Annotated in this window: 24 protein-coding genes and 1 pseudogene; 19 read left to right on the forward strand and 6 right to left on the reverse strand. The window is 72.1% G+C overall.

The window, feature by feature from the left end; translation table 11 throughout:
• Window positions 1-50 precede the first annotated feature (50 nt).
• The 9 genes and pseudogenes from C0R66_RS00870 to C0R66_RS00895 all read left to right on the forward strand — a co-directional run bounded on the left by C0R66_RS00870 (window position 51) and on the right by C0R66_RS00895 (window position 8,447).
• Window positions 51-1,793 carry an ABC transporter ATP-binding protein gene (locus tag C0R66_RS00870; RefSeq protein WP_101523093.1) on the forward strand — a complete coding sequence of 581 codons (1,743 nt, stop codon included), beginning with the start codon at window positions 51-53 and terminating at the stop codon, window positions 1,791-1,793.
• Window positions 1,790-3,739: an ABC transporter ATP-binding protein gene (locus C0R66_RS00875; protein WP_199286752.1), complete on the forward strand. Its 1,950-nt coding sequence runs from the start codon at window positions 1,790-1,792 to the stop codon at window positions 3,737-3,739. Before C0R66_RS00870 ends, C0R66_RS00875 begins: the two co-directional genes overlap by 4 nt.
• A 22-nt stretch (window positions 3,740-3,761) precedes the next feature.
• On the forward strand, window positions 3,762-4,184 hold the full coding sequence (locus tag C0R66_RS19805) for an NAD(P)-binding protein (RefSeq protein WP_277869147.1): 423 nt from the start codon (window positions 3,762-3,764) through the stop codon (window positions 4,182-4,184).
• Between the two features lie 2 nt (window positions 4,185-4,186).
• Entirely contained in the window at window positions 4,187-4,525 is a 339-nt protein-coding gene (locus tag C0R66_RS19810) for an NAD(P)/FAD-dependent oxidoreductase (protein WP_277869148.1), read from the forward strand.
• Entirely contained in the window at window positions 4,519-4,869 is a 351-nt protein-coding gene (locus C0R66_RS19815; protein ID WP_277869149.1) for an NAD(P)/FAD-dependent oxidoreductase, read from the forward strand. The genes C0R66_RS19810 and C0R66_RS19815 overlap by 7 nt, the downstream gene beginning before the upstream one ends.
• Window positions 4,824-5,255 (forward strand): NAD(P)/FAD-dependent oxidoreductase, encoded by a 432-nt coding sequence (locus tag C0R66_RS19820; RefSeq protein ID WP_277869150.1) that lies wholly within the window; start codon window positions 4,824-4,826, stop codon window positions 5,253-5,255. The genes C0R66_RS19815 and C0R66_RS19820 overlap by 46 nt, the downstream gene beginning before the upstream one ends.
• A gap of 243 nt (window positions 5,256-5,498) precedes the next feature.
• Window positions 5,499-6,965: a DEAD/DEAH box helicase gene (locus C0R66_RS00885; protein ID WP_101523094.1), complete on the forward strand. Its 1,467-nt coding sequence runs from the start codon at window positions 5,499-5,501 to the stop codon at window positions 6,963-6,965.
• Between the two features lie 77 nt (window positions 6,966-7,042).
• Window positions 7,043-7,701: pseudogene (locus C0R66_RS19230) on the forward strand (DUF5701 family protein).
• A gap of 59 nt (window positions 7,702-7,760) precedes the next feature.
• Window positions 7,761-8,447 (forward strand): CPBP family intramembrane glutamic endopeptidase, encoded by a 687-nt coding sequence (locus C0R66_RS00895; protein ID WP_101523095.1) that lies wholly within the window; start codon window positions 7,761-7,763, stop codon window positions 8,445-8,447.
• 28 nt (window positions 8,448-8,475) lie between these two features.
• Here C0R66_RS00895 and C0R66_RS00900 read toward each other — a convergent pair whose 3' ends face one another.
• A complete protein-coding gene (locus C0R66_RS00900; protein WP_101525960.1) occupies window positions 8,476-9,378 on the reverse strand; it encodes an NAD(P)H-binding protein in 903 nt (300 codons plus the stop codon).
• Window positions 9,379-9,462: 84 nt separating this feature from the next.
• On the opposite strand from C0R66_RS00900, the gene C0R66_RS00905 reads away from it, so the two are divergent.
• Window positions 9,463-9,894, forward strand: coding sequence for a pyridoxamine 5'-phosphate oxidase family protein (locus tag C0R66_RS00905; RefSeq protein WP_101523096.1), 432 nt, complete (start codon window positions 9,463-9,465; stop codon window positions 9,892-9,894).
• A 30-nt stretch (window positions 9,895-9,924) separates the two neighbouring features.
• Here the strand turns inward: C0R66_RS00905 and C0R66_RS00910 are convergent, their stop codons facing one another.
• Window positions 9,925-10,674 carry a MerR family transcriptional regulator gene (locus C0R66_RS00910; protein ID WP_241901528.1) on the reverse strand — a complete coding sequence of 250 codons (750 nt, stop codon included), beginning with the start codon at window positions 10,672-10,674 and terminating at the stop codon, window positions 9,925-9,927.
• Window positions 10,675-10,848: 174 nt separating this feature from the next.
• On the opposite strand from C0R66_RS00910, the gene C0R66_RS00915 reads away from it, so the two are divergent.
• The 5 genes from C0R66_RS00915 (at window position 10,849) to C0R66_RS00935 (ending at window position 17,330) form a co-directional block, all read left to right on the forward strand.
• Window positions 10,849-12,060, forward strand: coding sequence for an acetyl-CoA C-acetyltransferase (locus C0R66_RS00915; RefSeq protein ID WP_101523098.1), 1,212 nt, complete (start codon window positions 10,849-10,851; stop codon window positions 12,058-12,060).
• Between the two features lie 18 nt (window positions 12,061-12,078).
• Window positions 12,079-14,310 (forward strand): 3-hydroxyacyl-CoA dehydrogenase NAD-binding domain-containing protein, encoded by a 2,232-nt coding sequence (locus tag C0R66_RS00920; RefSeq protein WP_101523099.1) that lies wholly within the window; start codon window positions 12,079-12,081, stop codon window positions 14,308-14,310.
• A gap of 119 nt (window positions 14,311-14,429) precedes the next feature.
• Window positions 14,430-15,173 (forward strand): ABC transporter ATP-binding protein, encoded by a 744-nt coding sequence (locus tag C0R66_RS00925; RefSeq protein WP_241901529.1) that lies wholly within the window; start codon window positions 14,430-14,432, stop codon window positions 15,171-15,173.
• A 1-nt stretch (window position 15,174) separates the two neighbouring features.
• The gene (locus C0R66_RS00930; protein ID WP_101523100.1) at window positions 15,175-16,698 is read left to right on the forward strand and encodes a hypothetical protein; all 1,524 of its coding nucleotides are present in this window, start codon (window positions 15,175-15,177) and stop codon (window positions 16,696-16,698) included.
• Entirely contained in the window at window positions 16,698-17,330 is a 633-nt protein-coding gene (locus tag C0R66_RS00935) for a histidine phosphatase family protein (RefSeq protein WP_101525962.1), read from the forward strand. The genes C0R66_RS00930 and C0R66_RS00935 overlap by 1 nt, the downstream gene beginning before the upstream one ends.
• Here the strand turns inward: C0R66_RS00935 and C0R66_RS00940 are convergent.
• From C0R66_RS00940 to C0R66_RS00950, 3 genes are all read right to left on the reverse strand, one after another.
• A complete protein-coding gene (locus C0R66_RS00940; protein ID WP_158647813.1) occupies window positions 17,327-17,758 on the reverse strand; it encodes a hypothetical protein in 432 nt (143 codons plus the stop codon). The two genes, C0R66_RS00935 and C0R66_RS00940, sit on opposite strands and share 4 nt — an antisense overlap.
• Window positions 17,759-18,013: 255 nt before the next feature.
• Window positions 18,014-18,796 carry an SDR family oxidoreductase gene (locus C0R66_RS00945; RefSeq protein ID WP_101525963.1) on the reverse strand — a complete coding sequence of 261 codons (783 nt, stop codon included), beginning with the start codon at window positions 18,794-18,796 and terminating at the stop codon, window positions 18,014-18,016.
• Between the two features lie 31 nt (window positions 18,797-18,827).
• Window positions 18,828-19,259 carry a DUF4282 domain-containing protein gene (locus C0R66_RS00950; RefSeq protein ID WP_101523102.1) on the reverse strand — a complete coding sequence of 144 codons (432 nt, stop codon included), beginning with the start codon at window positions 19,257-19,259 and terminating at the stop codon, window positions 18,828-18,830.
• Window positions 19,260-19,455: 196 nt separating this feature from the next.
• Here C0R66_RS00950 and C0R66_RS00955 point away from each other — a divergent pair, with 196 nt between their 5' ends.
• The 4 genes from C0R66_RS00955 to C0R66_RS00970 all read left to right on the forward strand — a co-directional run bounded on the left by C0R66_RS00955 (window position 19,456) and on the right by C0R66_RS00970 (window position 24,569).
• Window positions 19,456-20,079, forward strand: coding sequence for a PadR family transcriptional regulator (locus tag C0R66_RS00955; protein WP_101523103.1), 624 nt, complete (start codon window positions 19,456-19,458; stop codon window positions 20,077-20,079).
• On the forward strand, window positions 20,076-20,810 hold the full coding sequence (locus tag C0R66_RS00960; RefSeq protein ID WP_101523104.1) for an ABC transporter ATP-binding protein: 735 nt from the start codon (window positions 20,076-20,078) through the stop codon (window positions 20,808-20,810). The genes C0R66_RS00955 and C0R66_RS00960 overlap by 4 nt, the downstream gene beginning before the upstream one ends.
• The gene (locus C0R66_RS00965; protein WP_101523105.1) at window positions 20,810-23,452 is read left to right on the forward strand and encodes an ABC transporter permease; all 2,643 of its coding nucleotides are present in this window, start codon (window positions 20,810-20,812) and stop codon (window positions 23,450-23,452) included. The genes C0R66_RS00960 and C0R66_RS00965 overlap by 1 nt, the downstream gene beginning before the upstream one ends.
• 64 nt (window positions 23,453-23,516) lie before the next feature.
• The gene (locus C0R66_RS00970; RefSeq protein WP_241901530.1) at window positions 23,517-24,569 is read left to right on the forward strand and encodes an LLM class flavin-dependent oxidoreductase; all 1,053 of its coding nucleotides are present in this window, start codon (window positions 23,517-23,519) and stop codon (window positions 24,567-24,569) included.
• A 13-nt stretch (window positions 24,570-24,582) separates the two neighbouring features.
• On the opposite strand, the gene C0R66_RS00975 is transcribed toward C0R66_RS00970, so the two are convergent.
• Window positions 24,583-26,031, reverse strand: coding sequence for a M1 family metallopeptidase (locus C0R66_RS00975; protein ID WP_101523107.1), 1,449 nt, complete (start codon window positions 26,029-26,031; stop codon window positions 24,583-24,585).
• Between the last annotated feature and the right edge of the window lie 64 nt (window positions 26,032-26,095).

Genomic DNA, 26,095 nt, shown 5'->3' on the forward strand with positions numbered 1-26,095 from the left:
GTGGAGAACCCTCGGGCGCTGTGGGCGGGTGGGCCTAGGCTGGTCCGGACATGCTGATCCGACTTCTGCGCGAGCAGCTCGCGCCCTACCGCTCCTGGCTCGTGGCAGTCGTCGCCCTCCAGGGTGTCAGCGTGCTGGCCGCGCTGGTCCTGCCCAGCCTCAACGCCGCCATCATCGACAACGGGGTGACCACCGGGGACACCGGCTACATCGTCCGGGTGGGCGCGGTGATGCTGGCGGTCTCCCTGGTCCAGATGGTGGGCTCGGTCGGCGCCGCCTGGTTCGGGGCGCGCACCGCGATGAGCGTGGGCCGGGACCTGCGCGCCGCGCTCTTCCACCGGGTCGGCAGCTTCTCCGCGCGCGAGGTGTCGCAGTTCGGGGCGCCCTCGCTCATCACCCGCACCACCAACGACGTCCAGCAGGTCCAGATGCTCGTCGCGATGGCCTGCATCATCGCCGTCACCTCACCGCTGATGATGGTCGGCGGGGTCGCGATGGCGCTGCGCCAGGACGCCGGCCTCGGCTGGCTGCTGGCCGTCGTCGTGCCCGCGCTCATCATCAGCGTCGGGCTGGTGGTGAGCCGGATGGTGCCGAGCTTCCGGCTCATGCAGGCCCGCCTCGACTCCGTCAACCGGATCCTGCGCGAGCAGATCGCCGGTATCCGGGTGGTCCGCGCCTTCGTCCGCGAGCCGTACGAGACCGCCCGCTTCGGCCGCGCCAACGACGAGCTCACCGAGGTGGCCGTTCGCGCCGGCCGGTGGATGGCCACGCTCTTCCCGCTGGTGATCCTGCTGGTCAACCTGGGCAGCGTCGCGGTCATCTGGTTCGGCGGCCACCGGGTCGACTCCGGGGACTCGGGCGTCGGCTCGCTCACCGCGTTCCTGTCCTACCTGATGCTCATCATGATGAGCGTGATGATGGCGACCTTCATGCTGATGCAGGTTCCCCGCGCTGCGGTCTGCGCCGACCGGATCACCGAGGTGCTGGACACCCGGACCTCCCTGACCCCGCCGTCCGACCCGCTGCCCCTGGACCCGGACCGGCGCGGCTGGGTCGACCTGGACCGGGTCACCTTCGCCTACCCCGGCGCTGCCGACCCGGTGCTGAGCGAGGTCTCGTTCTCGGCCCGTCCGGGCCAGACCGTGGCCGTGGTGGGCTCCACCGGCTCCGGCAAGACCACCCTGGTCAACCTGGTGGCCCGGCTGGTCGACGTCACCGGCGGCGAGATCCGGGTCGGCGGGCACGACGTACGCCGGGTGGAGCCGCAGACCCTGTGGGCGGGGATCGGCCTGGTCCCCCAGAAGGCCTGGCTGTTCAGCGGCACGGTGCGCAGCAACCTGCTGCACGGCCGCCCGGGCGCCAGCGAGGACGACCTCTGGGCCGCGCTGGAGATCGCGCAGGCGCGTGAGTTCGTGGCGGCGCTGCCCGAAGGGCTGGACGCCCCGGTCGCCCAGGGCGGCACCAATTTCTCCGGCGGTCAGCGGCAGCGCCTGGCCATCGCCCGCGCCCTGGTCCGCCGTCCCGCGGTGTACCTCTTCGACGACTCCTTCTCCGCCCTCGACGTCGCCACGGACGCCCGCCTGCGGGCGGCGCTGCGGCCCGTCACCCGGGACGCGACGGTCATCGTGGTGGCGCAGCGGGTCTCCTCCATCACCACCGCCGACCAGATCGTGGTCCTGGACGACGGCCGGGTGGTGGGGCACGGCACGCACGCCGAGCTGCTGACCGACTGCCCGACGTACCAGGAGATCGTCACCTCCCAGCTCGGCACCGACGAAGGGGCGCTGGCATGAGCGAGTCCCCGGACCAGGCGCCGGACCAGGTCAAGCGCCCGCAAGGTCTCAAGGAGACCGAGCGGATCGCCCCGCCCGGCCCGGGCCACGGGCCCGGCGGCGCGATGGTCGCCCAGAAGCCCGAGAGCTTCGGCGAGTCCGGCAAGCGGCTGATCGGGCTGCTCCGCCCGGACCGGGTGACCGCGGCGCTGGTGGTGGCGTTCGGCGCCCTCTCGGTCCTCATGACCGCGATCGGCCCCCGGATCCTCGGCCACGCCACGGACCTGATCTTCACCGGCGTGCTGGGCCGGCAGTTCGCCCCCGGCACCCCCGACTCCGAGCTTCCCGAGGCCATCCGCGGCCAGGACGTGGTGCCCGGGGCCGGCGTCGACTTCGGCGCGGTCGGCCAGGTGCTGCTGATCGTGGTGGCCGTCTACGCGGCCGCGTCGCTGCTGGCCTGGCTCCAGGGCTACCTGGTCAACGACGTGGTGCAGAAGACCGTGCGCCGGATGCGGGCCGGGGTGGAGGAGAAGATCCACCGGCTGCCGCTCGCCGCGGTCGACAGGTCCTCGCGCGGGGAGCTGCTCAGTCGCGTCACCAACGACATCGACAACGTCAGCCAGACCCTGCAGCAGACGATGAGCCAGCTGCTCACCGCGGTGCTGTCGGTGTTCGCCGTGCTCGCGATGATGTTCTGGATCTCGCCCACCCTGGCCCTGGTCTCCCTGGTCTCGGTGCCGCTCTCGCTGCTGATCACCCGCGCCATCATGAAGCGCTCCCAGGGCAAGTTCGTCGCCCAGTGGCGGCGTACCGGCGCGCTGAACTCCCAGGTGGAGGAGGCGTTCTCCGGGCACGCTCTGGTCAAGGTCTTCGGCCGGCAGGAGGAGATCGAGCAGACCTTCGCCGAGGAGAACCAGGAGCTGTTCCGGGTCAGCTTCGGCGCGCAGTTCATCAGCGGCCTGATCATGCCGGCGATGATGTTCGTCGGGAACCTGCTCTACGTCGTGATCGCGGTGCTGGGCGCCCTGCGGGTGGCGAGCGGGACGATGACCCTCGGCGAGGTGCAGGCCTTCATCCAGTACGCCCGCCAGTTCAACCAGCCGCTGACCCAGGTCGCCTCGATGGCCAACCTGCTGCAGTCCGGGGTGGCGTCGGCCGAGCGGGTCTTCGAGCTCCTCGACGCGGACGAGGAGCCGGCCGACCCGCCGCCGTCGCAGGCGGCGATCACCCGCGGCGAGGTGGTCTTCTCCGACGTCTCGTTCTCCTACGACCCCGAGCGTCCGCTGATCAGCCACCTGTCCCTGGTCGCCCGGCCGGGGCAGACGGTCGCGATCGTCGGCCCCACCGGTGCCGGCAAGACCACCCTGGTCAACCTGCTGATGCGCTTCTACGACCTGGACGGCGGCCGGATCACCGTCGACGGGCACGACATCGCCGAGCTGCCCCGCGCCCAGCTGCGCGGACGCGTGGGGATGGTGCTCCAGGACTCGTGGCTGTTCCAGGGCACCATCCGCGACAACATCGCCTACGGCCGGCCCGGTGCCGACGAGGAGGAGGTGCTGGCAGCGGCGCGGGCCACGTTCGTGGACCGGTTCGTGCACTCGCTGCCCGAGGGCTACGACACCGTCATCGACGAGGAGGGGTCCAACCTCTCGGCGGGGGAGCGGCAGCTGGTCACGATCGCCCGCGCCTTCCTGATCGACCCGGCGCTGCTGATCCTGGACGAGGCGACCTCCTCGGTCGACACCCGGACCGAGCTGCTGCTCCAGCAGGCGATGACGGCGCTGCGCACCGACCGCACCTCGTTCGTCATCGCGCACCGGCTCTCCACGATCCGCGACGCGGACCTGATCCTGGTGATGGAGTCGGGGGCGATCGTCGAGCAGGGCACGCACGAGGAGCTGATCGCCGCCGACGGCGCGTACGCCCGGCTGCACCGCGCGCAGTTCGCTGCTGCGGTGACGTGAGTACTGGGAGTATGTTCCCCGCATGAACGCGCAGCCGGATGCCGGCAACTCCGTCCAGCACGTCGACGTCCTGATCATCGGCGCCGGGCTGTCGGGGATCGGGGCCGCCAGCCAGCTCACCCGCGAGCTGCCCGGCAAGAGCTACCTGGTGCTGGAGAGCCGACCGCGGATGGGCGGCACCTGGGACCTCTTCCGCTACCCCGGCGTCCGCTCGGACTCCGACATGTTCACCCTCGGGTACCGGTTCAAGCCCTGGCGCGGGGACAAGGCGCTGGCCGACGGCGCCGCCATCCTCGACTACGTGCGCGAGACCGCCGTCGAGTACGGCGTGGACAGCCACATCCGGTACGACCGCCGCGTGGCGGCGGCCGACTGGGACTCCGAGGCGGCCCGCTGGACCGTCACCGTGGAGACCGAGCGGGAGGATGTCGGGGCGGGTCGCTGAAGGTGCGCGAGCACTACACCTGCTCGTTCCTGTGGGCCTGCAGCGGCTACTACGACTACGACCAGGGCTACTCGCCCTCGTTCCCGGGCATCGCCGACTTCCGCGGCACCGTGGTGCACCCCCAGCACTGGCCCCAGGCGCTCGACGTCGCGGGCAAGCGCGTGGTGGTCATCGGCTCCGGGGCCACCGCGGTCACCCTGGTGCCCGCGCTCGCCCAGGCCGGGGCGGGCCACGTGACGATGCTGCAGCGCTCCCCGACGTACGTCCTGCCGGTGCCGGGGGTGGACGTGATCGGGCAGAAGCTGAAGAAGGTGCTCCCGAGAAGGCCTCCTACATGGTGACCCGGTGGAAGAACGTCGCCCAGGCCACGCTGCTCTTCCAGGCCTCCCAGCGCTGGCCCGGCCCGGTGCGCCGGATGATCCGCCGCCTCAACGCCCGCATGCTGCCCGAGGGCTACCCGGTCGACACCCACTTCAAGCCGACGTACGGCCCCTGGGACCAGCGGATGTGCCTGGTGCCGGACGGCGATCTCTTCCGCGCCATCAAGCAGGGCGGGGCGTCGGTGGCCACCGGGACCATCGAGACCTTCGACGAGACCGGCATCCGGCTCGCCTCGGGGAGCACCTGGACGCCGACCTGGTGGTCACCGCCACCGGGCTCAACCTGCTGGCCTTCGGGGGCATGACCATCTCGGTCGACCAGCAGCCCGTCGACCTGACCCAGACCATGGCCTACAAGGCGATGATGCTCTCGGGCATCCCGAACTTCGCCTACACGATCGGCTACACCAACGCCTCCTGGACGTTGAAGGCCGACCTGGTGGCCGAGTACGTGTGCCGGCTGCTGGCGCACCTGGACGCCACCGGCGCCCGTACGGCGGTGCCGGTCCGCGACCCGGAGATCGCCGAGGAGCCGTTCATGGACTTCTCCGCCGGCTACGTGCTGCGGGCGCTGGACCGACTGCCCAAGCAGGGGTCGACCGAGCCGTGGAAGCTGCGGCAGAACTACGTCCACGACGTCCGCACGATCCGGCGCGGGGCCATCGACGACGGCGTGCTGTCCCTGCGGTGAGCCTGGGCCGCCTGCCGAGGTGTACCTCAGGTCACACCAGTAACACCAGGATTCTCCGCTGAGCGGACGTGGGGGTTACTCTGGCGTCAGACGGCTCGTCAAGTCTTGCCTCGACCGTCCTGCGGGAGCGACACGCTCGAATCCCGTCCTCACTTCTCGTGAGGCACACGCAGCAGTCCTCGACTGCCAGCCCCGCCATCCGGCGGAAGCGCGTTGGTGAGACACCAACCGAAAGATCATCACATGAACTTCGCCGAACTTGGCGTGCCCTCGAACCTGTCCGCAGTGCTCGAGGCGCAAGGCATCACCATCCCCACCCCGATCCAGGCGGCCACGCTGCCTGACTCCCTGGCCGGCCGCGACGTGCTGGGCCGGGGCCGCACCGGATCGGGCAAGACCTACGCGTTCCTGCTCCCGCTGGTCGCCCGCCTCGACGCGAGCAAGATGCCGGCCATGCCGCGCAAGCCGCGCGCGCTGATCATGGCGCCGACCCGCGAGCTGGTCACCCAGATCCGCGAGGCGCTGCTGCCCCTGGCCAAGGAGGCCGGGCTCTCCACGCTCACCGTCTTCGGTGGCGTCGGCCAGAACCCGCAGGTCGCCGGCCTGAAGAAGGGCGTCGACATCGTCATCGCCTGCCCGGGTCGCCTCGAGGACCTGATGGGCCAGGGTCACTGCGACCTCTCCGCCGTCGAGACCACCATCCTCGACGAGGCCGACCACATGGCCGACCTGGGCTTCCTGCCCGGCGTCCGCCGGATCATGGACAAGACGCCCCAGCAGGGCCAGCGGCTGCTCTTCTCCGCGACCCTGGACAAGGCGATCGACGTCCTGGTCAAGCGCTTCCTGCACAACCCGGTCACCCACGAAGCCGACTCGGCCCAGTCGCCGGTGGCGAAGATGTCCCACCACGTGCTGCACATCGGTCGCGAGCAGAAGGTCTCGGTCCTGGTGGACCTGACCAGCGCGCCCGGCCGCACGGTGATCTTCACCCGCACCAAGCACGGCGCCAAGGCGCTGGCCCGCCAGCTCAACAGCAAGGGCGTGCCCGCCGTCGAGCTGCACGGCAACCTGTCGCAGAACGCGCGCACCCGCAACATGGAGGCGTTCCACTCCGGCAAGGCCTCCACGCTGGTGGCCACCGACGTCGCGGCCCGCGGCATCCACGTCGACGACGTGGCGCTCGTGGTCCACGCCGACCCGCCGTCCGAGCACAAGGCCTACCTGCACCGCTCGGGCCGCACCGCCCGCGCCGGCGCCGAGGGCACCGTCATCACGCTGATGACCGACGACCAGGTGCGCGACGTCCGCGACCTGACGCGGCTGGCCGGCATCAAGCCGACCACCACCAAGATCACCTCGGCGGGTCACCCGATCCTGACCGAGCTGGCTCCCGGTGCTCGCACCCTGGTGCCCGGTGGCTACGCGCCGCCGGCCCCCGCGGGTGGGCGCAGCAGCGGTGAGTCCACTGGTGCCCGCAGCGGTGGCGGCGGTCGCAACCGCTCGCGCACCGGCGGCGGCGCGCGTGGTGCGAAGAGCACCACGTCGGGCCAGTCGCGCGGAGGCTCCGGTGGCCAGTCCGCCGGCGGCCAGCGCACGCCGAAGAGCCCGGCCACCGGCGGTCGCCCCGCCGGCGGCGGCGCACGGCGTCGTCCCGCGGCCGCAGCCGGGAGTGGCAGCCACAGCGCTTCCAGCTTCAGCGGACGCCGCTGACCGGTAGCAGCATGAGCTGAGGAACTCCTCGGTGTGACGGTGCGTTGATCTCGTGCCGCCACCCGAGGAGTTCTTCCATGTCCGGACCTGTCCGTCATCCTCTCCAGCCCCAGGTGGACCGCCTGGTCGACCTGGGCTATCCCGCGCTCGCCGGGCTCGACGAGGCCGCCTTCCGCGGCCGGCTGGCACCGCTGCTCGCGCTCGAGCTGCCCGAGCCGGTCGCCGTCCCGTCCCCGCCACCCGCTGAGGACGGTCACCTCCGGCACGTCGTGGTGGTGGACCGGACGCTGGTGCCCCCGGAGTCCACGGTGCCGCTGCTGCGCCTGCCCGGCAGCGCGAAGCCCGGGATCGTGGACCGGCACCACCCCGAGGGTGGGCTGGACGCCTACCTGCCGCTTCCCGAGCTCGACCTGCCCCCAAGCGGCGTCTACCTGCTGGCCGACGTCGACCGCGGCGAGGAGTTCTGCGGCGTACCCCCGAGCAGGCCCTGAGGGTGATCCGGGAGCGGGGACGCACCCCGCTGACCATCGAGGAGGGCATCGCTGTGCTCACCCAGGCGCCGTACCTGCTGGAGCGCAACAAGTGCTTCTCACTCGCCGGCTCCCGCCGCGGCGACCGTCGGGTGCCGGGGCTGTGGATCAGCAACCGCGCCCCCAAGCTGGGGTGGTGCTGGGACGGCAACCCCCACGACTGGCTCGGCGTCGCCTCGGCCGGCACCCGCTTGGCCGCCCCGTAGAGTCGACCGGGCTGGCCGCAGCGTAGGCAGCGTGGGCGCAGGCAGGGAGGTGGTCGCCGGTGCAGGTCTGGCTCCGTCGAGCCCTGTGGGACGTCGTCCCCCGGGACCAGCGCGACACCGCCGAGGGGCTGCGGCGCCGCCAGGTGGTCACCGTGGCCGTGGCCGTGGTCGGCGCCCTGGTGCTCGGCTGGTCGATCCGGCTGGAGCCCGGGGACTCGCTGTTCTACGTCGGCACGTTCGCGCTGGCGGCGGTGTGGACGGTCGGCGCCTTCGTCTCCGGGCGGCTGCACCTGGGGCGGATCGCCTTCGGGGACCGGCTCACCCGCCCGGTGCTCACCCCGCTGGTGATCGGCTTCGGCCTGGCCGGGGTGTTCGTGGCCGGGGCCCTCGTGGTGCGCCAGATCCCGTGGCTCGACGAGCAGGTGCGCTCGGTGCTGGACTTCGCCGACCAAGGGTCGGTGCCGTTGCTGGTGCTGATCACCACGGTCAACGGGATCGCCGAGGAGCTCTTCTTCCGGGGGGCGGCGTACGCCGCGGTGCCCCGGCACCCGGTGCTGTGGACGAGCCTGGCCTACCTGGTCGTCACCCTGGCCACCGGCAACGTGATGCTCGCTTTCGCCGCCGCGCTGCTCGGCGTGCTGTGCGGGCTGGAGCGGCGCGCCTCCGGGGGCATCCTGGGCCCGATCCTGACGCACGTGAGCTGGTCGGTCACGATGCTGCTGGTGCTCCCGCTGGTCTTCGCCTGAGCCCGACCTCCCGGGGCAGGGGCCTCGCTCAGCGGCCCTGCTCCTCCAGCGCCCGGCGTACCGCCTCCTGGTAGCTGAGCGGCTCGCCCGGGACCAGCTCGCGGATCGAGTGGTCGCTGACCACCACCTCGACGCCCATGGAGTCGATGAGGTTGCGTCCCGTGGTGGTGTCGGTGTCGGTGACCAGGGAGAGCCAGTGCGAGGAGAGCCGCGGGCTCATCACGGGCACCGAGACGATGGGCACGGCGTCGCCGGTCATCACCTCGGAGGCGACCTGGAGCATCTGGGTGTAGGTCATCGCCTCGGGGCCGCCGATCTCGAAGACCCGGCCGAACGCCTGGTCGTTGTCCACCACTCCCACCAGGTAGCGGATCACGTCGTGGAGGGCGATGGGCTGGGTCTTCGTCTGCGCCCACCTGGGCACCACCATGGCCGGCAGGTTCTTGACCAGCTGGCGGGTGATCTCCCAGGAGATGCCTCCCGCGCCGACCACGATGGCTGCTCGCAGCACGGTCACCGGCACCCCCGTCTCGCCGAGCAGGGACTCCACCTCGCGGCGGCTGCGCAGGTGGGCGGAGAGCTTCTGGTCATCGGCGCCGAGCCCGCCGAGGTAGACGACCTGGCGCACCCCGGCGGCGGCCGCGGCCTTGCCGAAGGCTCGCGCCGCGTCACGGTCCTTGGACTCGAAGTCGTCGTGGTCCAGGCTGTGCACCAGGTAGACCGCCACGTCGATGCCGTCCAGGGCCGGGCCCAGGGTGGTCTCGTCGTCCACGTCGGCGCCCACGGGCGTCCCCGGGCCGTCGTACTCCTGGGGGCGCCGGGTCATCGCCCGTACGTCGTACCCCTGGTCGATCAGGGCCGGCACCAGACGGCTGCCGACGAAGCCGGTGGCGCCGGTGACCAGGACGCGCGATGTCTCGGTGGCGGTCATGCTCGCCAGCGTAGGCCCGGGGTGGGTGAGCAGTCCGGCCATAGGTCCCTGTCGGTCTCGTGCCGAAGACAGTAGTTTCTACTCATGATCGGTGATGAGTCCTTTGTCCAGCTCGACGAAGCCGAGTGCTGGGAGTTCCTGCGCAGCCACGAGTTCGGCCGGATGGCGTACCACCTCGTGGAGGAGGTGCACATCGCCCCGGTCAACTACGCCGTCGACCACGACACCCTGCTCTTCCGCACCGCGGAGGGCAGCAAGCTGCTGGGCGTGGTGATGAACCCCGACGTCGCCTTCGAGGTCGACGAGTACGACGACCGGCAGGCGGTCAGCGTCATCATCCGCGGGGTCGCCCGCAAGCTGGAGGAGGACGAGGAGCACCGTGCCGAGAACGTCCCGCTGCGGCCCTGGGTGAAGTCGCTGAAGTACAACGTGGTCGAGGTGCGGCCGACCGAGATCAGCGGCCGCCGCTTCCCGCTGGCCAAGCCCTGGACGCACATGCGGCCCGACCCGGAGTGACCACGCCGCCCGAGGCGTCGAGGTGACGGCTCAGCGGGCGCGCTTGCGGATGCCTTCGCGCTTGGTCTCGTCCATCGCCGCCTCGTACGCCGAGACCAGGGCGGCGACCGAGAGCGGCTTGAGGCGCTCCACGACCTCCTTGAGCCGGTCCGGGGTCATGCCCGACTCCTTGTACTTGGGCCAGACCATGGTGCGGAACAGCTCGTAGAGCTCGTGGGCGATCTCGCGTCCGTGGCGGGCGTAGAGCTCGCTCGCGGCCCGGGCGGCCTCGACCGGGTAGCCGAGCTCGAGCAGCCCCAGGCCGACGGAGAGCTGGGAGACCGCGACCCGGAACCGGCCCCGGGTGGCCGGCAGCACGATGTTGAGGGCCTCCAGGGTGGACAGGTCGTCCTCGGTCAGCTCCCGGCCCGCCCGGCCGCAGAGCTCGGCGCGGGTCATCTCCACCGGCATCTCGGCCATCCACGGGGCGAGCATGGTGCGGTGCAGCGCGACGTCCTCGGCGCTGGCGTCGGCCGGGATGCCCGCGACGTACCGCTCGATGGCGGCCAGGGTGAACCCGTGGCTCTGCAGCTCCTGGACCAGCTCCAGCCGCGCGACGTGGTCGGCGGAGTAGTAGCCGGAACGGCCGCGCCGGATCGGCGGCGGCACCAGGCCCTTGGTGGTGTAGAAGCGGATGTTGCGCACGCTCATGCCGACCCGGGCCGTGAGCTCGTCGAGGGTGAGCAGGCCGCGGGCGGCGTCGGCGGCCACCGCAGCGGTCTCGTGCATCGGTTCTGCCACGTCGCCTCCGTCCTCCTGCTCTGCTCCGCGCCTGCTCCGGGACCTGGACCGCTGCGTGGTGGTCCCGATCACATCCGCAAGACTGCTTGACGATTGTGACAGTAATAATGTCACAATCGAGGGAGCACCCGCGTCAGCGCGACGCGACCCCGCACGTCACACCCAAGGACGGTCATGGCAGAAGCATTCGTGTACGACCACATCCGCACCCCCCGCGGCAAGGGCAAGGCGGCCGGCAGCCTCCACGAGGTCAAGCCCATCGACCTCGCCGTGGGCCTGCTCGACGCCGTCCGGGAGCGCAACCCCGGGCTCGACCCGGCCCGCGTCGACGACGTCGTGCTCGGCGTGGTGTCCCCCCTCGGCGAGCAGGGCGGGGACATCGCCAAGACCGCGGCCATCGCCGCCGGCTACCCCGACACCGTCGCGGGCGTGCAGCTCAACCGCTTCTGCGCCTCGGGCCTGGAGGCGGTCAACCAGGCCGCCTCGCGGGTGCGCGGGGGGTTCGAGGACCTGATCCTGGCCGGTGGCGTGGAGTCGATGAGCCACGTCCCGATGGGCTCCGACGGCGGCGCCTGGGCCCAGGACCCCGCCACCGCGCTGAAGACCGGCTTCGTGCCCCAGGGCATCGGCGCCGACCTGATCGCCACCGTCGAGGGCTGGAACCGCGACGACGTGGACGCCTACGCCGCCCAGTCCCACCACCGCGCCGCCAAGGCGTGGGCCAACGGCTACTTCTCCGGTGCCGTGGTGCCGGTGCGCGACGCCAACGGCCTGGTCGTGCTGGACCGTGACGAGACCATCCGTCCCGACACCACCGCCGAGAGCCTCGCCGGCCTCAAGCCGTCGTTCGCCCAGATCGGCGCGGACGCCGGCTTCGACGACGTGGCGCTGGAGAAGTACCACTGGATCGAGCGGATCAACCACGTCCACCACGCCGGCAACTCGTCGGGGATCGTGGACGGCGCCGCGCTGATGGCGATCGGCAGCGAGCAGATCGGCAAGGACCTCGGCCTCACCCCGCGGGCCCGGATCATCTCCACCGCCGTCTCCGGCGCCGACCCGGTGATCATGCTGACCGGTCCCGCACCCGCCGCCCGCAAGGCGCTGGCCAAGGCCGGGCTCGAGGTCGGCGACATCGACCTGTTCGAGATCAACGAGGCGTTCGCCGCGGTCGCCATGCGCTTCATGCGCGACATGGGCATCAGCGACGAGATCACCAACGTCAACGGCGGCGCCATCGCCATGGGCCACCCGCTGGGTGCCACCGGCGCCATGATCCTCGGCACGCTCATCGACGAGCTCGAGCGGCGCGACCAGCGCCGCGGCCTCGCCACGCTCTGCGTCGGCGGCGGCATGGGCATCGCCACCATCGTCGAGCTCGTCTGAGAAGGGACCACCACACACATGAGCACCACCCACAACGACCAGACGGCCGACCAGAGCGCCGTCCACTACGAGCGCGACGCCGACGGCATCGTCACCCTGACGATGGACGACCCCACGTCCAGCGCCAACACCATGAACGAGATCTACCAGCGGTCCATGGAGGCTGCGGTCTCCCGGCTGTACGACGAGGTGGACAGCGTCACCGGAGTCGTGGTGACCAGCGCCAAGAAGACCTTCTTCGCCGGCGGCGACCTGAAGATGATGGCGAAGGCGACCAAGGACGACGCCGAGGCGATCTTCACGGGCGTCGAGGCGATCAAGGCGACCCTGCGCCGGCTCGAGACCTACCCCCGCCCCGTGGTGGCCGCGGTCAACGGCACCGCCCTGGGCGGTGGCCTGGAGATCGCGCTGGCCACCAACAGGCGCATCGTCGTGGACGACCCCAAGGTCAAGCTCGGCCTGCCCGAGGCCACGCTGGGCCTGCTGCCCGGCGGCGGCGGCGTCACCCGCACCGTCCGGATGCTCGGCCTGCAGACCGCGCTGATGGAGGTGCTGCTCCAGGGGCCGCAGTTCAACCCCGCCGCGGCCAAGGCCAAGGGCCTGGTCGACGAGCTGGTCGCCACCCGCGAGGAGCTGGTGCCCGCGGCCAAGGCCTGGATCGCCGAGCACCGCGAGGACGCGGACGCCGCGAAGAACCCCTGGGACCGTCCCGGCTACAAGATGCCCGGCGGCAGCCCCAAGTCCCCGGCGCTGGCGGCGTTCCTGCCCGCCTTCCCGGCACTGCTGCGCAAGCAGCTCAAGGGCGCCGACTACCCCGCGCAGAAGGCGATCCTCGCCGCCGCCGTCGAGGGCGCCAACACCGACTTCGACACCGCCTCGCGGATCGAGTCGCGCTACCTGACCACCCTGGTCTGCGGGCAGAACTCCACGAACATGATCCAGGCGTTCTTCTTCGACCTGCAAGCGATCAACTCCGGCTCCCTGCGCCCGCAGGGGGTCGCGCCGTTCAAGGCGACCAAGGTCGGCGTCCTCGGCGCCGGGATGATGGGCGCCGGCATCGCCTACGTCTGCGCCCGCGCCGGCATGCAGGTGGTGCTCAAGGACGTCGAGCTGGCCAACGCCGAGAAGGGCAAGGCCTACTCGGAGAAGATCAACGCCAAGGCCGTCTCCCGCGGCAAGCTGACCCAGGACAAGAGCGACGAGCTGCTGGGCCGGATCACCCCCACCGCCGACCCGGCCGACCTGGCCGGCTGCGACCTGGTGATCGAGGCCGTCTTCGAGGACGCCTCCCTCAAGGCGAAGGTCTTCGCCGAGGTGGCGCCGTACGTCACCGGTCATGAGCGGGGCGACGCGCTGCTGTGCTCCAACACCTCCACCCTGCCGATCACGGAGCTGGCGACCGGCGTGGACCGCCCGGCCGACTTCATCGGGCTGCACTTCTTCAGCCCCGTCGACAAGATGCCGCTGGTGGAGATCATCCGTGGCCGCGAGACCTCCGACGAGGCGCTCGCGAAGGCGTACGACGTGGTGCAGCAGATCCGCAAGACCCCGATCGTGGTCAACGACAGTCGCGGGTTCTACACCTCCCGCGTCATCGGCACCCAGATCAACGAGGGCCTGCGGATGCTGGCCGAGGGTGTCCACCCGATGTCGCTGGAGCGTGCCGCGACCCAGGCCGGCTACCCGGTGGGTCCGCTGCAGATCAGCGACGAGCTCAACCTGGAGCTGATGAAGAAGATCCGGATCGCCAACGAGGAGGCGTGGCGTGCCGAGGGCAAGGACGTCTCCGCCGACCCCTCGACCCAGGTCGTGGAGAAGATGCTGGAGATCGGTCGCCCCTCGAAGCTGAAGGGCGCCGGCTTCTACGACTACGACGAGGCCGGCAGGCGGACCGCGCTGTGGTCCGGCCTGGCCGAGACCTTCCCGCCCGCCGAGCAGCAGCCGCCCCTGGCCGACATCATGGACCGGATGCTCTTCATCGAGGCGCTCGAGACCGCGAAGTGCTTCGAGGAGGAGGTGCTCACCTCGGCGGCGGCCGCCAACATCGGCTCCATCATGGGCATCGGCTTCCCGGCGCGCACCGGTGGCGCCGCGCAGTTCATGACCGGCTACGAGGGTGCTGACGGCACCATCGGCCTGGGTGCCTTCCTGGCCCGCGCCGAGGAGCTGGCCGCGACGTACGGCGAGCGGTTCGCGCCCACGCCGTACCTGCGCGAGCTCCTCGCCAAGGGCGAGGGCTTCCCCGCCTGACCCCTGCCGCCCGGCGCCATCCATGTAACGCCCGGTTAGACGCACTTGCACCCCCCGTCTACGGGGGCGGAAGTGTGTAAAACCGGGCGTTACATGCGTTCAGCGGCCAGAATCAGCGGGTGACCCCGCCCGAGCCCACAGCCCCCCGGCCAGCCGTCGCCGTCGCGGACCTGCACGTCAGGTTCGGCGAGGTGGAGGCGGTCACCGGCGTCTCGCTCCAGGCGTACGCCGGCCAGGCGACCGCGCTGCTCGGGCGCAACGGCGCCGGCAAGTCGACCACCATGCGGGTGCTGGCCGGCGTGGTGCCGCCCACCTCGGGCAGCGTGCTGGTGGCCGGTCACGACGTGGCCCGCGACGCGCTGTCGGTCAAGCGGCGAGTGGGCTACTGCCCAGACGTCGGGGGCCTGGTGCCCCGCGCCACGCCGTGGGAGCACCTGCAGCTCGCGGCCCGGCTGCGCCGGATGCCCGAGCAGGGTGCCGAGGGCTGGGAGCCGCGCGCCCGGGAGATGCTCGAGCGGTTCGAGCTCGGCGACGTGGCGCACCGGGTCACCGCCGGGTTCTCCCACGGCATGGGTCGCCGGCTCTCGGTCATCCTGGCCGCCTTCCACCGCCCCGACGTACTGCTGCTGGACGAGCCCTTCGACGGGGTCGACCCGATCGGCGTGGAGGCCACCTTCGAGGTGGTGGCCGACGCCCGCGCCCGGGGCGCCTGCGTGCTGCTCTCCACCCACCTGCGCGAGCTGGCCATCGGCACCTGCAGCTCCGCCCTGGTGCTGCGCGGTGGCGCCCAGGTGGCAGACCTCGACGCCGACGAGCTCTCCGGGGAGGCCGGGGCCAGTGCCTACCGCGCCCTCCTCGACTGAGGTGTCGACCCGGGCCCGGCTGGCCGAGCTCTGCTGGGCGCCCGTGGTCGACACCGCGCACCTGCTCCGCTTCCGCTCCGCCTCGGTACGCCGTCCCCTCGCGCGCCGCATCGGCTGGTCGGTGCTGCTGCTGATCACCCTGGGGGCCGCCACGCTGCCGGCCCTGGCGCCGTCCGCCGGCGGCGGGGGCCGGGCGTTCGACACGTTGCTGCTGCTGCCCAGCCTGATGGCCGGGTTCCTGCTGCTGGCCATCGTCTCGGCCGTGGCCAGCGGCGGCGGCCGCGAGCTGCTCGCGCACGAGCACGCGGTGGCGTTCCCGGTGAGCCCGACCACCGACCACCTCGGGGCGCTGCTGATGGCCCCCCTCAACATCGCCTGGCTGCTCCAGGCCTGGTTCCTGCTGGGAGCCGCCGCGTTCGGCCAGGGTCTCTCCGGACTGCTCGGGCTCCAGGTCGTGATGGTGCTGTGGCTGCTGGTCGCCACCACCGCGGCGCAGGCGGTCGCCTGGACGATGGAGGCGATCCGGCGGCGCAGGCACGGGGTGGCCGCCTTCCGGACGATCAGCGGGGTAGTCGGTGCCGGGGCGGTGTGGCTGCAGCTCTCGGGCAACCTGGGCGCCTTCCTGGACGCCGTCCCGACCCTGTACCTGCTGGTCGCGGCCCGCTCGGGTCTCGGGGTCGACTGGGCGGGCGCGGTGGCGGTGGAGCTGCTGCTGACCCTGGGCGCCGTGGTGCTGGGGGCCTGGCCGGCCCACCTCGCCGCGCGGCGGCTCGCCCGGGACGAGCTGAAGGCGGAGAGCAACGTGCACCCGGCTCGGGCGCTGCCGCGGTCGGCGTTCGCGATGCTGGTGCGGATCGACCGGGCGTCGGTGTGGCGGGCGGTGCCGATGCGCCGGGGGTTGGCGGTGCTGGCGCTGGGACCCGGGCTGGTCGCGGTGGCCGGGGCCATGACCTGGGACACCGTGACGATCCTGCCTGGCCTGGTGGTCAGCGGCGGGGTGCTGCTCTTCGGGGTCAACGCCTGGTCGCTGGATGGTCGCGGGGGCCTGTGGCGCGAGAGCCTGCCGGTGGACGCGGCGTCGGTGTTCCGAGCCCGCAGCGCGGTGATGGCCGAGTGGCTGCTCGCCGCGGCCCTGGTCACGGTGGTGCTCGCCTCGCTGCGGGCGGGCGTCCCGACGGCCTCGGAGCTGACGGCGCTGGTGGTCACGGTGCTGGTGGTCACGGTGCAGGTGGTGGCGGTGGCGATGACCTGGTCCTCGCGGCGCCCGTTCGCGGTCAACCTGCGCTCGGCGCGCGCCACCCCGGCTCCGCCGATCGTGATGGTCGGCTACTCGGCTCGGTTGGCGACAAGCACCACACTGACTGCCATGGTGTTCTCCACGCTCTCCCAGGCGGCTCCGTGGTGGGTCGTCGCCGCGGTCGCGGTTCCGTTCCTCAGCTGGTCGACGGTGCGGTGGTGCCGGGCCTCGCGGGTGTGGCAGGACCCGGCGGCCCGGGCGGTCGTGGTCACCACGGTGGCCGCCTGATGGGGCAGGTGCTGCTGGTGCGCCACGGCCAGGCCTCCTGGGGGGCCGCGGACTACGACGTGCTGTCCGAGACCGGCCGCCGGCAGGCGGAGGTGGTCGGGCGTGCCCTGGCCGACCTGGCTCCCGACGTCGTGGTGCACGGCGCCATGGCCCGGCAGCGGGACACCGCCCAGCTCGCAGCCGCTGCCGCTGGGTGGTCGGCACCCCTGGTCGTCGACGCCCGGTGGGACGAGATGGACCACCTGGCGATGCTGGACCGGCAGCCGGCCGAGCACACCGGCGAGCCTGACCGCCGGCAGTTCCAGGCCTGGTTCGAGGCGGCCACCCAGCGGTGGACGTCGGGGGAGCACGACGACACCTACGACGAGTCGTTCCCGGCGTTCCGGGAGCGGGTGCTGGCCGGTCTGGCCGCCCTGACCGAGGCCGGGACGGCGGTGGTGTTCACCTCCGGAGGTCCGGTGGCGGCTGCGGCGACCCGCCTCATGGAGGCCGGCACCGCGACGTACGTCCGACTGGCGCCGGTGGTGGTCAACACCTCGGTCACCCGGATCGTGAGCGGGCGCCGTGGGCTGAGCCTGGTCTCGTTCAACGAGCACCAGCACGTGCCGCGCGACCTGCGGACCTATCGCTAGCCCAGCACCTGGGACTGCGCGAGGCAGTAGGCCTCCGCCGCGCGGAGCTCGCGCCAGGCGGGGGACTTGAAGTTGCGGATCAGGGCGGCGCGGGTCGCCTGCTTGGCCCGAGCCTCGCCGATGCGCCGGCCGAAGCAGGTGCTGTAGGTGAGGATGTCGAGCTGGTTGTTGGTCGCGAAGGCCTGGGCACGGCTGGCCAGCTTGATGTAGCTGGTGCACGCGAACTGGGAGTCGGCCCACAGGGTCGCCATCCGCTTGGGGACCCGGGGCACGAAGCCGTCGGCCTTCTCCGGAGAGAGCACGTCGGCCTCGACCAGCTCCTCCTCGCTGACCTGGGCCAGCACCTTGTCGGCGAAGCACTGGCCCTCGGCGATGTCCTCCTCGGTGGCGTAGGCGCCGACCACGAAGCTCACCAGTTGGTCGCGCACGCTGGGTGGCTCTGCGGGGCCCCCTCGCCACTGGGGTTGGCATCGCTGCTCGCGCAGGCGGTGATCAGCGTGGCGGACGCGATCAGCGTCGCGGCAGTCGTGAGCGCTCTCCGAAACATGGTCGGCTCCCATCGACTCATGGTTCTCCCTCAAGCACCGCGCGTTGTGAGCCGCGACACTCCTCCAGGTAGGGACGCTACCCGACCGTAGCCATGGCAGCCATGCCCGAAATTCGGTAGGGCCGCCAGGGTCGGGCTAGACGAGCTTGCGGAAGAGCGGCAGGGGCGCGTGCTTGATCAGCACCGACATCGGCCCCCAGGGCACCCGGGGGACGGCGGTGGAGGGGCGTTCGGCCTCGATCGCCCGCACCATCGAGCGGACCCCGCGCCGGGTCGAGGCCATCAGCGGCGGCGGGGTGGCGGACGGGCCCGTCTGGTTCATCTCCGAGGCGATGTAGCCGGGGTAGATGACCGAGACCTTGATGGCCGACCCGTGCAGCTCCGCCCGCAGGCCCTCCGCCAGGTGCGCCACCCCGGCCTTGGTGGCGGCGTAGGTGGCCATGGACTTGGGCATGCCGCGCACCGCGGAGATGCTGGAGATCATCACCAGGTGCCCGTGCTCCTGGGCCCGGAAGATCTCCATGGCCGCCTCGGTCTGGGCGAGCGCGCCGACGAAGTTGGTCATCGCGGTCTCGCGGTTGGCGTCGAACCGGCCGGTGCCCAGCGGGGCGCCCTTGCCGAGGCCGGCGTTGACGATCACCCGGTCCAGGGTCCGCCCCTCGGCGGTGAGCTCCTCGGCGAAGCTGCCGAAGACCTCGAAGACCCGGTCGTGGTCGTTGACGTCGAGCGCCCGGATCGAGACCGGGTGCCCGGGGTGGGCGGCCTGGATGTCGGCGCGCAGCTCCTCCAGCCGGTCGGTACGCCGGGCGCAGAGCGCGAGCGCGTGGCCGGCGTCGGCGAACTGACGGGCCATCTCAGCCCCCAGCCCGCTGCTGGCGCCGGTGATCAGGATGGTCTTGCGGGGGGACGGCTGAGTCATGGCCGGAGTGTAGGACTCGTCTCGGCCCATCTCAGCGGAGCCGCTGGTGGATGTCCTCGCTCATCCGCACGATCGCGACGTAGAACTCCAGCGTCATCCGGATGAAGCACAGGTAGAGCAGGAACATGAAGGCGCCGACCACGAGGAAGAGCAGGCCCACGGCGGGGGAGTCGGAGACGAAGCCGGCGATGGTGAAGAAGAGCCAGGTCAGGCCCAGGCCGATCACCGACAGGATGTAGACCAGCTTGACGACCATCGGCGTGATGAAGCTGCTGAAGGAGAAGTCGAAGAGGCTGCCGAAGAACCCCTTGCGCGACGGGCCCTGCGGGCCGCCGGGGTAGCCGGCGGGTTCGCCGTAGCCCTGGGTGTAGGGGTTGGTCTCGCCGGGACCCCCGGGGGGCTGGGCGCCGTAGGGATTGGTCTGGCCGTACGGGTCCTGCGGCGGGTTGCCGTAGTTGGACATGCTGATTGTTCCCCTCGTCGTGGTCGCGGTCTTGGGAGCCGCGCTGCCTGCGGCGTCACCCTAGTGACGCCTGGCCCCTATGCCCGGCTGGGCGCGGGTAAAACCTGGCGCGTCTCTCGACAGGGATCTGCATACTTGGTATACATACCGAGTATCCAGACGCTCCCGGGGCGCGGCGGATCGCCAGGAGGCTGAGATGTCAGTGCGCCAAGCCATGCTGGCGCTGCTGGAGCAGGGGCCGAAGTACGGCTACCAGCTCCGTGCGGAGTTCGAGCAGCGGACCGGGTCCACCTGGCCGCTCAACATCGGGCAGGTCTACACGACCCTGGCCCGGCTGGAGCGGGACGGACTGGTGGAGGCGGACGCCGCCGACGTCCAGGGGCACGTGGTCTACCGCGCGACCCCCCGGGGCCGGGACGAGGCCGCGACCTGGTTCACCACGCCGGTGCCCCGCGACCAGCCGCCGCCGCGCGACGAGCTCGCGATCAAGCTGGCCATCGCGGTCACCCTGCCTGGCGTCGACGTGGGCCAGGTGATCCAGCAGCAGCGCACCGCCACCATGACCGCGCTCCAGGACTACACCCGGCTCAAGCGCTCCGGCCGGGCCGCCCGGCCGACCGAGCCCGAGGACCTGGCCTGGAGCCTCGTCGTGGACTCCCTGGTCTTCACCTGTGAGGCGGAGCTCCGCTGGCTGGACCACTGCGAGGCGCGGCTGCGGCGGGTCGCGGCGGAGCGAGCGGCCGCGCCTGATCAGACCACCTCGGCACCGACCACCTCGGCACCGACCACCCAGGCACCGTCCAGCAGGGAGAACCGATGAGCGCCGAACCGATCGTCCGACTTCACGACGTCAGCCGGGTCCACGGCTCCGGCGCGGGGGAGGTGCATGCGCTGCGCGGCGTCTCCTTCCAGGTCCGTCCCGGCGAGCTCGTCGCGGTGATGGGTCCCTCGGGCTCCGGGAAGTCCACCCTGCTCTCGCTTGCCGGTGGACTGGACCAGCCCACCTCGGGCACGGTGAGCATCGAGGGCGTCGACCTCGGGTCGCTCAACCAGGCCGGCCGCGCCCGGATCCGGCGTACGTCGGTGGGCTACGTCTTCCAGGACTTCAACCTGATCCCCGCGCTGACCGCGGAGGAGAACGTGGCACTGCCGCGCGAGCTGGACGGCGTACGTGGCCGGGACGCCCGGGAGGCCGCACGCGCCGCGCTGGCCGAGGTGGGGGTGGCCGATCTCGCCGACCGGTTCCCCGACGACATGTCGGGCGGGCAGCAGCAGCGGGTGGCCATCGCCCGCGCCATCGTGGGCGATCGGCGGCTGATCCTGGCCGACGAGCCCACCGGGGCCCTGGACACCGACACCGGCGAGCAGATCCTGAGGGTGCTCCGGGACCGTTGCGACGCCGGAGCGGCCGGGGTGCTGGTCACCCACGAGGCGCGGCACGCGGCCTGGGCGGACCGGGTGGTCTTCATCCGCGACGGGGTCGTGGTCGACGAGGCCGGCGCCGACGACCCCGACGACCTGCTCGAGTCCAGCGCTACCGGAGGACTGTGATGCGGGGCTGGCGGCCGCTGCTGCGGCTGGCCTGGCGTGACGTGCTCCGGTCCAAGGGGCGCAGCGCGCTGGTGCTGGTGCTGATCGCGCTCCCGGTGCTCGCGGTGACCACGGCGCTGGTGGTGACGGCGACCGTCCAGACCTCCGGCGGTGAGGGCCTGGAACGGCGGCTCGGCGCCGCGGACGCCCGGATCTCCTTCGACGGGTCCGGCAAGGTGCTCCACCAGTTCGACCCCGACACCGGCTCCTCGATGAGCGAGGGGTCGCGCGGCAGCGGGCTCACCCAGGCCGGCATCGCCGAGGTGCTGGGCCGCGAGGTCCGGACCATCGGCTGGCGCCAGGACCAGCTGGTCGTCCGGAGCGAGGACCGCTCCACCCAGGCGCGCGTCTCCTACCTCGACCTGGCCGACCCGTTGGCCCAGGGCCTGGCCCGGCTCGAGGAGGGGCGGATGCCCGGCGCTCCCCGCGAGGCGTTGGTCAACCGGGCCTTCGTCGACCTGGGAGTTGAGCTGGGGGAGACGCTCACCCTGACCGACGGCACCACCTTCGAGGTGGTCGGCATCGGTGAGGACGCCTCCCAGAAGGGCTTCCCCGCGCTCTTCGCCCCACCCGGCGCCGAGACCGCCTCGGCACGCACCGGGACCTGGCTGCTGGACGCCGGTGACGTCACCTGGTCCGAGGTCCGGGCGCTCAACGAGCATGGCGCCACGGTGCTCTCCCGGGCGGTGCTGCTGGACCCGCCGCCGGATTCCGCGCTGCCCGCGGACCTGCAGCAGTCCGGCAGCGGCGACGCGGCCCTTACGGTCGGTGTCCTGGTCGCGGTGATGGTGCTGCTGGAGGTGGTGCTGCTGGCCGGTCCCGCGTTCGCCGTCACCGCGCGCCGCCAGTCGCGCACCCTGGCCCTGCTGTCCGCCGTGGGCGGCGCCCCGGCGCAGGCACGCCGCACCATCATGTCGATCGCCGTGGTGCTGGGCGCCCTGGCCGCGCTGGTCGGGGTGGTCGGCGGCATCGCGCTCGGCGGGCTGGTCGCCGTACCGGTGGCCCAGCACTACAGCAGCGAGTGGTTCGGGCCTTTCGACGTGCCCTGGACCTGGGTGCTGGTGGTCGCCGCCTTCGGGTTGGTCTCGGCGCTGCTGGCCGCCGCCGTCCCCGCGAGGCTGGCCTCCCGGATGGACGTGGTCGCGGTGCTCGCCGGACGGCGGGGGGACGCCGCTCCGTCGCGCCGCTCTCCCCTGCTGGGACTGGTGCTGCTCGGCGCCGGCGTGGCCGGCGCGGTGGTCGGGGCGCGGAAGCAGAGCGGGGGCGAGGTGTTCATCGCCGGCTCGGCGATCGTCTGCGTGCTGGGCATGGTCCTGCTGGTCCCCGTGGTGCTGACCGTCCTGGCCCGCATGGGCGGGCGGCTGCCGCTGCCCCTGCGGTACGCCGTACGCGACGCGGTCCGGCACCGCGCCCGCACCGTCCCCGCCGTGGCCGCGGTGGCGGCCACCGTCTGCGGCGTCGTGGCGCTCGGCATCAGCACCAGCAGCGACGCCAAGGAGGACCGGGAGACCTACACCCCCCGGCTGGTGCACGGCGACGGCATCGTCACCGTCAGCGACGCCACCCCCGCCCAGTGGAGTCAGGTCGAGCAGATCGTGCGTCGTGAGCTGCCGGGGGCGACGGTGACCCCGGTGCTCGGTGTCCCGGAGCCCACGGACGCGTACGTCGACGTGAGCTACCGGGTGCCGGGGCCCGAGCACACCCTGCTGGACTGGACCGGTGGCTCGATCGGCACCATGAACCTGGTCGGTGACGAGATCCCTCATGTGCTGCCCGACCTCAGCGCGGCGGAGCGAGCCCGAGGCGACGCGGCGCTGGCGCAGGGGCGCGTGGTGGTCTTCAGCAATCACGCCGTGAACGCGGACGCCGTGCGGATCAAGGGCGCCACCTGGGACCACGACACCGGGAGGGAGCAGACCCTCTTCGGCCCGGCCACCGTGCCCGCGAGGTACGTCGTGGTCGAGGGCACGGGCTTCCCGGCGTACGGCGTGGTGCCCACCACCGTGGCAGAGGAGCTGGGCATCGAGTCCGGAGTCGTCTCGGTGCACGTGACCGGGGCCGAGATCACCGACGACCAGCGCCAGGCGATCGGCGAGGCGGTCGCAGGGTTCGGCACCTATGCCGAGTTCTACCTGGAGCGGGGGTACGTCGAACGGGACAGGGTGCTGCTGCTGTGGGTGCTGGGTGCACTCGGTGCGGTGCTCATGCTCGGCGGCACCCTCACGGTCACCTTCCTGGCGCTCAGCGACGCCCGTCCGGACCTGGCGACCTTGGCAGCCATCGGAGCCGCGCCGCGGACCCGGCGGGCGGTGGCGGCGTCGTACGCCCTGGTGGTCGGGCTGGTCGGCGCGGTGCTGGGCGCCCTGGTGGGGTTGGTGCCGGGGATCGCGGTGACCTATCCGCTCACCCGCAGCACCGGGATCTGGAGCATCGAGGGCGAGGGCATGACCTCGGTCTCCGGGGAACCCCCGACGATCGGGCCGTTCCTGGAGATCCCGTGGCTGATGATCGCCGTCGTGGTGCTCGGGCTGCCGCTGCTCACCGCGCTGGTCGTGGGCGCCACGGCCCGCTCCCGGCTGCCGATGGTGGCCCGCCTGGACTGAGTCCGGCGACCGCGAGTCTGGCGGGCGGGGGAATGTCGCACCGGGTCCACGAGGTTGACCAAGAGTGACTTCTCCCGCCCTGCCTGCCATGCCCACCCTCTCCGTGCTCGACCTGGTGCCGGTGCGCACCGACCAGACGACCGGCGACGCGATCAACGCCTCGCTGTCGCTGGCCAGGACCGCGGACGGGCTGGGCTACCGGCGCTACTGGCTGGCCGAGCACCACAACATGCCGGCGGTGGCGGCGACCAACCCGCCGCTGCTGATCGCCATGGTGGCCGGGGCGACGTCGCGGATCCGGGTGGGCAGCGGCGGCGTGATGCTGCCCAACCACGCCCCGCTGGTGATCGCCGAGCAGTTCGCGCTGCTCGAGGCGGCCTACCCCGACCGGATCGACCTGGGCATCGGCCGGGCGCCCGGCACCGACCAGCTGACCCGCTACGCGCTGCGCCAGGGCGCGGGCGGTGAGGACCCGGTCGCGGAGTTCCCGCGCTACGTCGACGACATCGGCGTGCTGATGTCCGAGCACGGTGCGGCGATGGCCTTCAACGGCCGCGAGCACCCGCTCAAGGCCACACCCAAGGCGGCGTCGGTCGCGCCGATCTGGTTGCTCGGCTCCTCGGACTACTCAGCCCGGCTGGCCGCCTCGCGCGGTCTGCCCTACGTCTTCGCCCACCACTTCGCCGGGCAGGGCACCGCCGAGGCGCTCGAGCTGTACCGGACCTCCTACCAGCCCTCGGAGCGGTTCCCCGAGCCGCGGACCTTCCTCACCGTCAACGCCTGCGTGGCGGACAGTGCCGAGGAGGCCGAGCGCCTGGCGCTGCCGCAGGTGCTGCAGATGCTGGCCATCATGACCGGCGCGCCGCTGACTCCGCAGCGCCTGGTCGAGGAGGCCGAGAAGGTCGAGGTGCCGCGCGGCCAGCAGGGCATGGTCGACGGCATGCTGCGCCGCTGGGTCGTGGGGGACGCGGAGTCCTCGCGGACCCGGATCGCGCAGCTGGCCGCCGAGTTCGGCGTGGACGAGGTGATGATCCACCCGGTCGCCGGCTCCTTCACCGGTACGCCGGCCGCCGCGACGCCGGCGCGCGAGGAGACGCTCCGGCTGCTCGCGGCCTGAGCGCACCGCCGGCTCACCAGGCGGTCGGCTTGGTCGGGGCGACGACCCAGGCGTCGAAGAGCGGGTCCAGGTCCTGGCCGGTGACCCGCTCGGCGAGCCGCCGGAACTCGCGCGTGCCGGCGGATCGGCCGCCGTACTTGGCGACCCAGGCCTTGGCGAGCCGGAAGAACAGCTCGTCGCCGACGCGCTGGCGCAGGGCGTGCAGGGTGGCGGCGCCGCGGTCGTAGATCGCGTCGGAGAAGATCCCGAGGCGACCGGGATCGGAGACCACCGTGGTCCAGAACTTGTCGCTGGCCTTCCGCGCCAGCACCTTCTCGTAGGCCTGCTGGGCGGTCGTGCCGCCGCGGGCCTCGGTCCACAGCCACGTCGCGTACTCCGCCCAGCCCTCGTTGAGCCAGATGTCGGCCCACCGACGGAGGCCGACGTGGTCGCCCATCCACTGGTGAGCGAGCTCGTGCGCGGCCGTGGCCTCGTCCGCGTCCCGGCTGAAGAACGAGCGCGTCTGGGTCTCGAGTGCGTAGCCGACGGAGTTGTCGTCGACGATCGAGCCGTAGGAGACGAACGGGTAGCGCCCGAACCGCTCCTCGAAGAAGGCGACCATCTCGCCGGTCAGAGCCAGGCTCGCCTTGCTGCGCGCCCGCTTGGCGGCGGGGAGGTCCCGGTCCAGGAAGTCGATCACCGGGACACCGCCGGGGGTGGTGGAGCGCTGCATCTTGAAGTTCCCGATGGTGGCGGTCGCCAGGTAGGACGACATCTGGTCCGGGGCGTCCCAGACCCAGGTGGTCCGGCCCTTCCTGGTGCGCCGGCTCTCGAGCAGCCCGTTGGCGGCCACCGTCAGCCCCTTGGGCACCGTCACCTTGAAGCGGTAGGACGCCTTGTCGCTGGGGGTGTCGTTGACCGGGAACCAGGTGGCGGAGCCGTCGGGCTCGCTGACCACCATGGCGCCGTCGCGGGTGGTGACCCAGCCGTAGAGCGCGTCCTCGATGTCCTTGGGGCGACCGGTCGCGCCGCCGTACCTGACCACCACCTTGTGCTTCTGCCCGGGGCTCATCGACGAGCGCGGGGTGACCACCAGCTCGTTGTCGAGCGTCTGCCGGAAGCGGGCCGGGCGGCCGTCGACCGTGACCGAGCCGGCCACCAGGCCACGCAGGTCCAGGTTGAACCGGCGCAGGCGCTGGGTGGGCACCAGGCGGATCTTGGCGACCCCGTCGAGCCGGCCCACCAGCCGCGCCGGCGCGGGCCGCGGCGGGGTGTAGTCGAGGTCGAGCGCGTAGTGCTGGACGTCGTAGCCGCGGTTGCCCGCCAGCGGGAAGTACGGGTCGCCCCCGCCGGCCCCGCCGATGACGCCCTGGGGGCGGGACGCCGGGTCGGGACCCGCAGCGGCCTGGGCAGGGCTGAGGGCGGGGACGAGCAGGGCGCCGAGGACGAGGCCGGCGATACCGAGGCGGCGGGGGGTCTCCATCCGGCGACTGTAGACCTCGGGGCCGACGTCCCGCGTGGGGCAATCCCCGGGGATAGAAAAAGTC

The sequence above is a fragment of the Nocardioides houyundeii genome (genome assembly GCF_002865585.1).
In the GTDB taxonomy this organism is placed as follows: Bacteria; Actinomycetota; Actinomycetes; order Propionibacteriales; family Nocardioidaceae; genus Nocardioides; species Nocardioides houyundeii.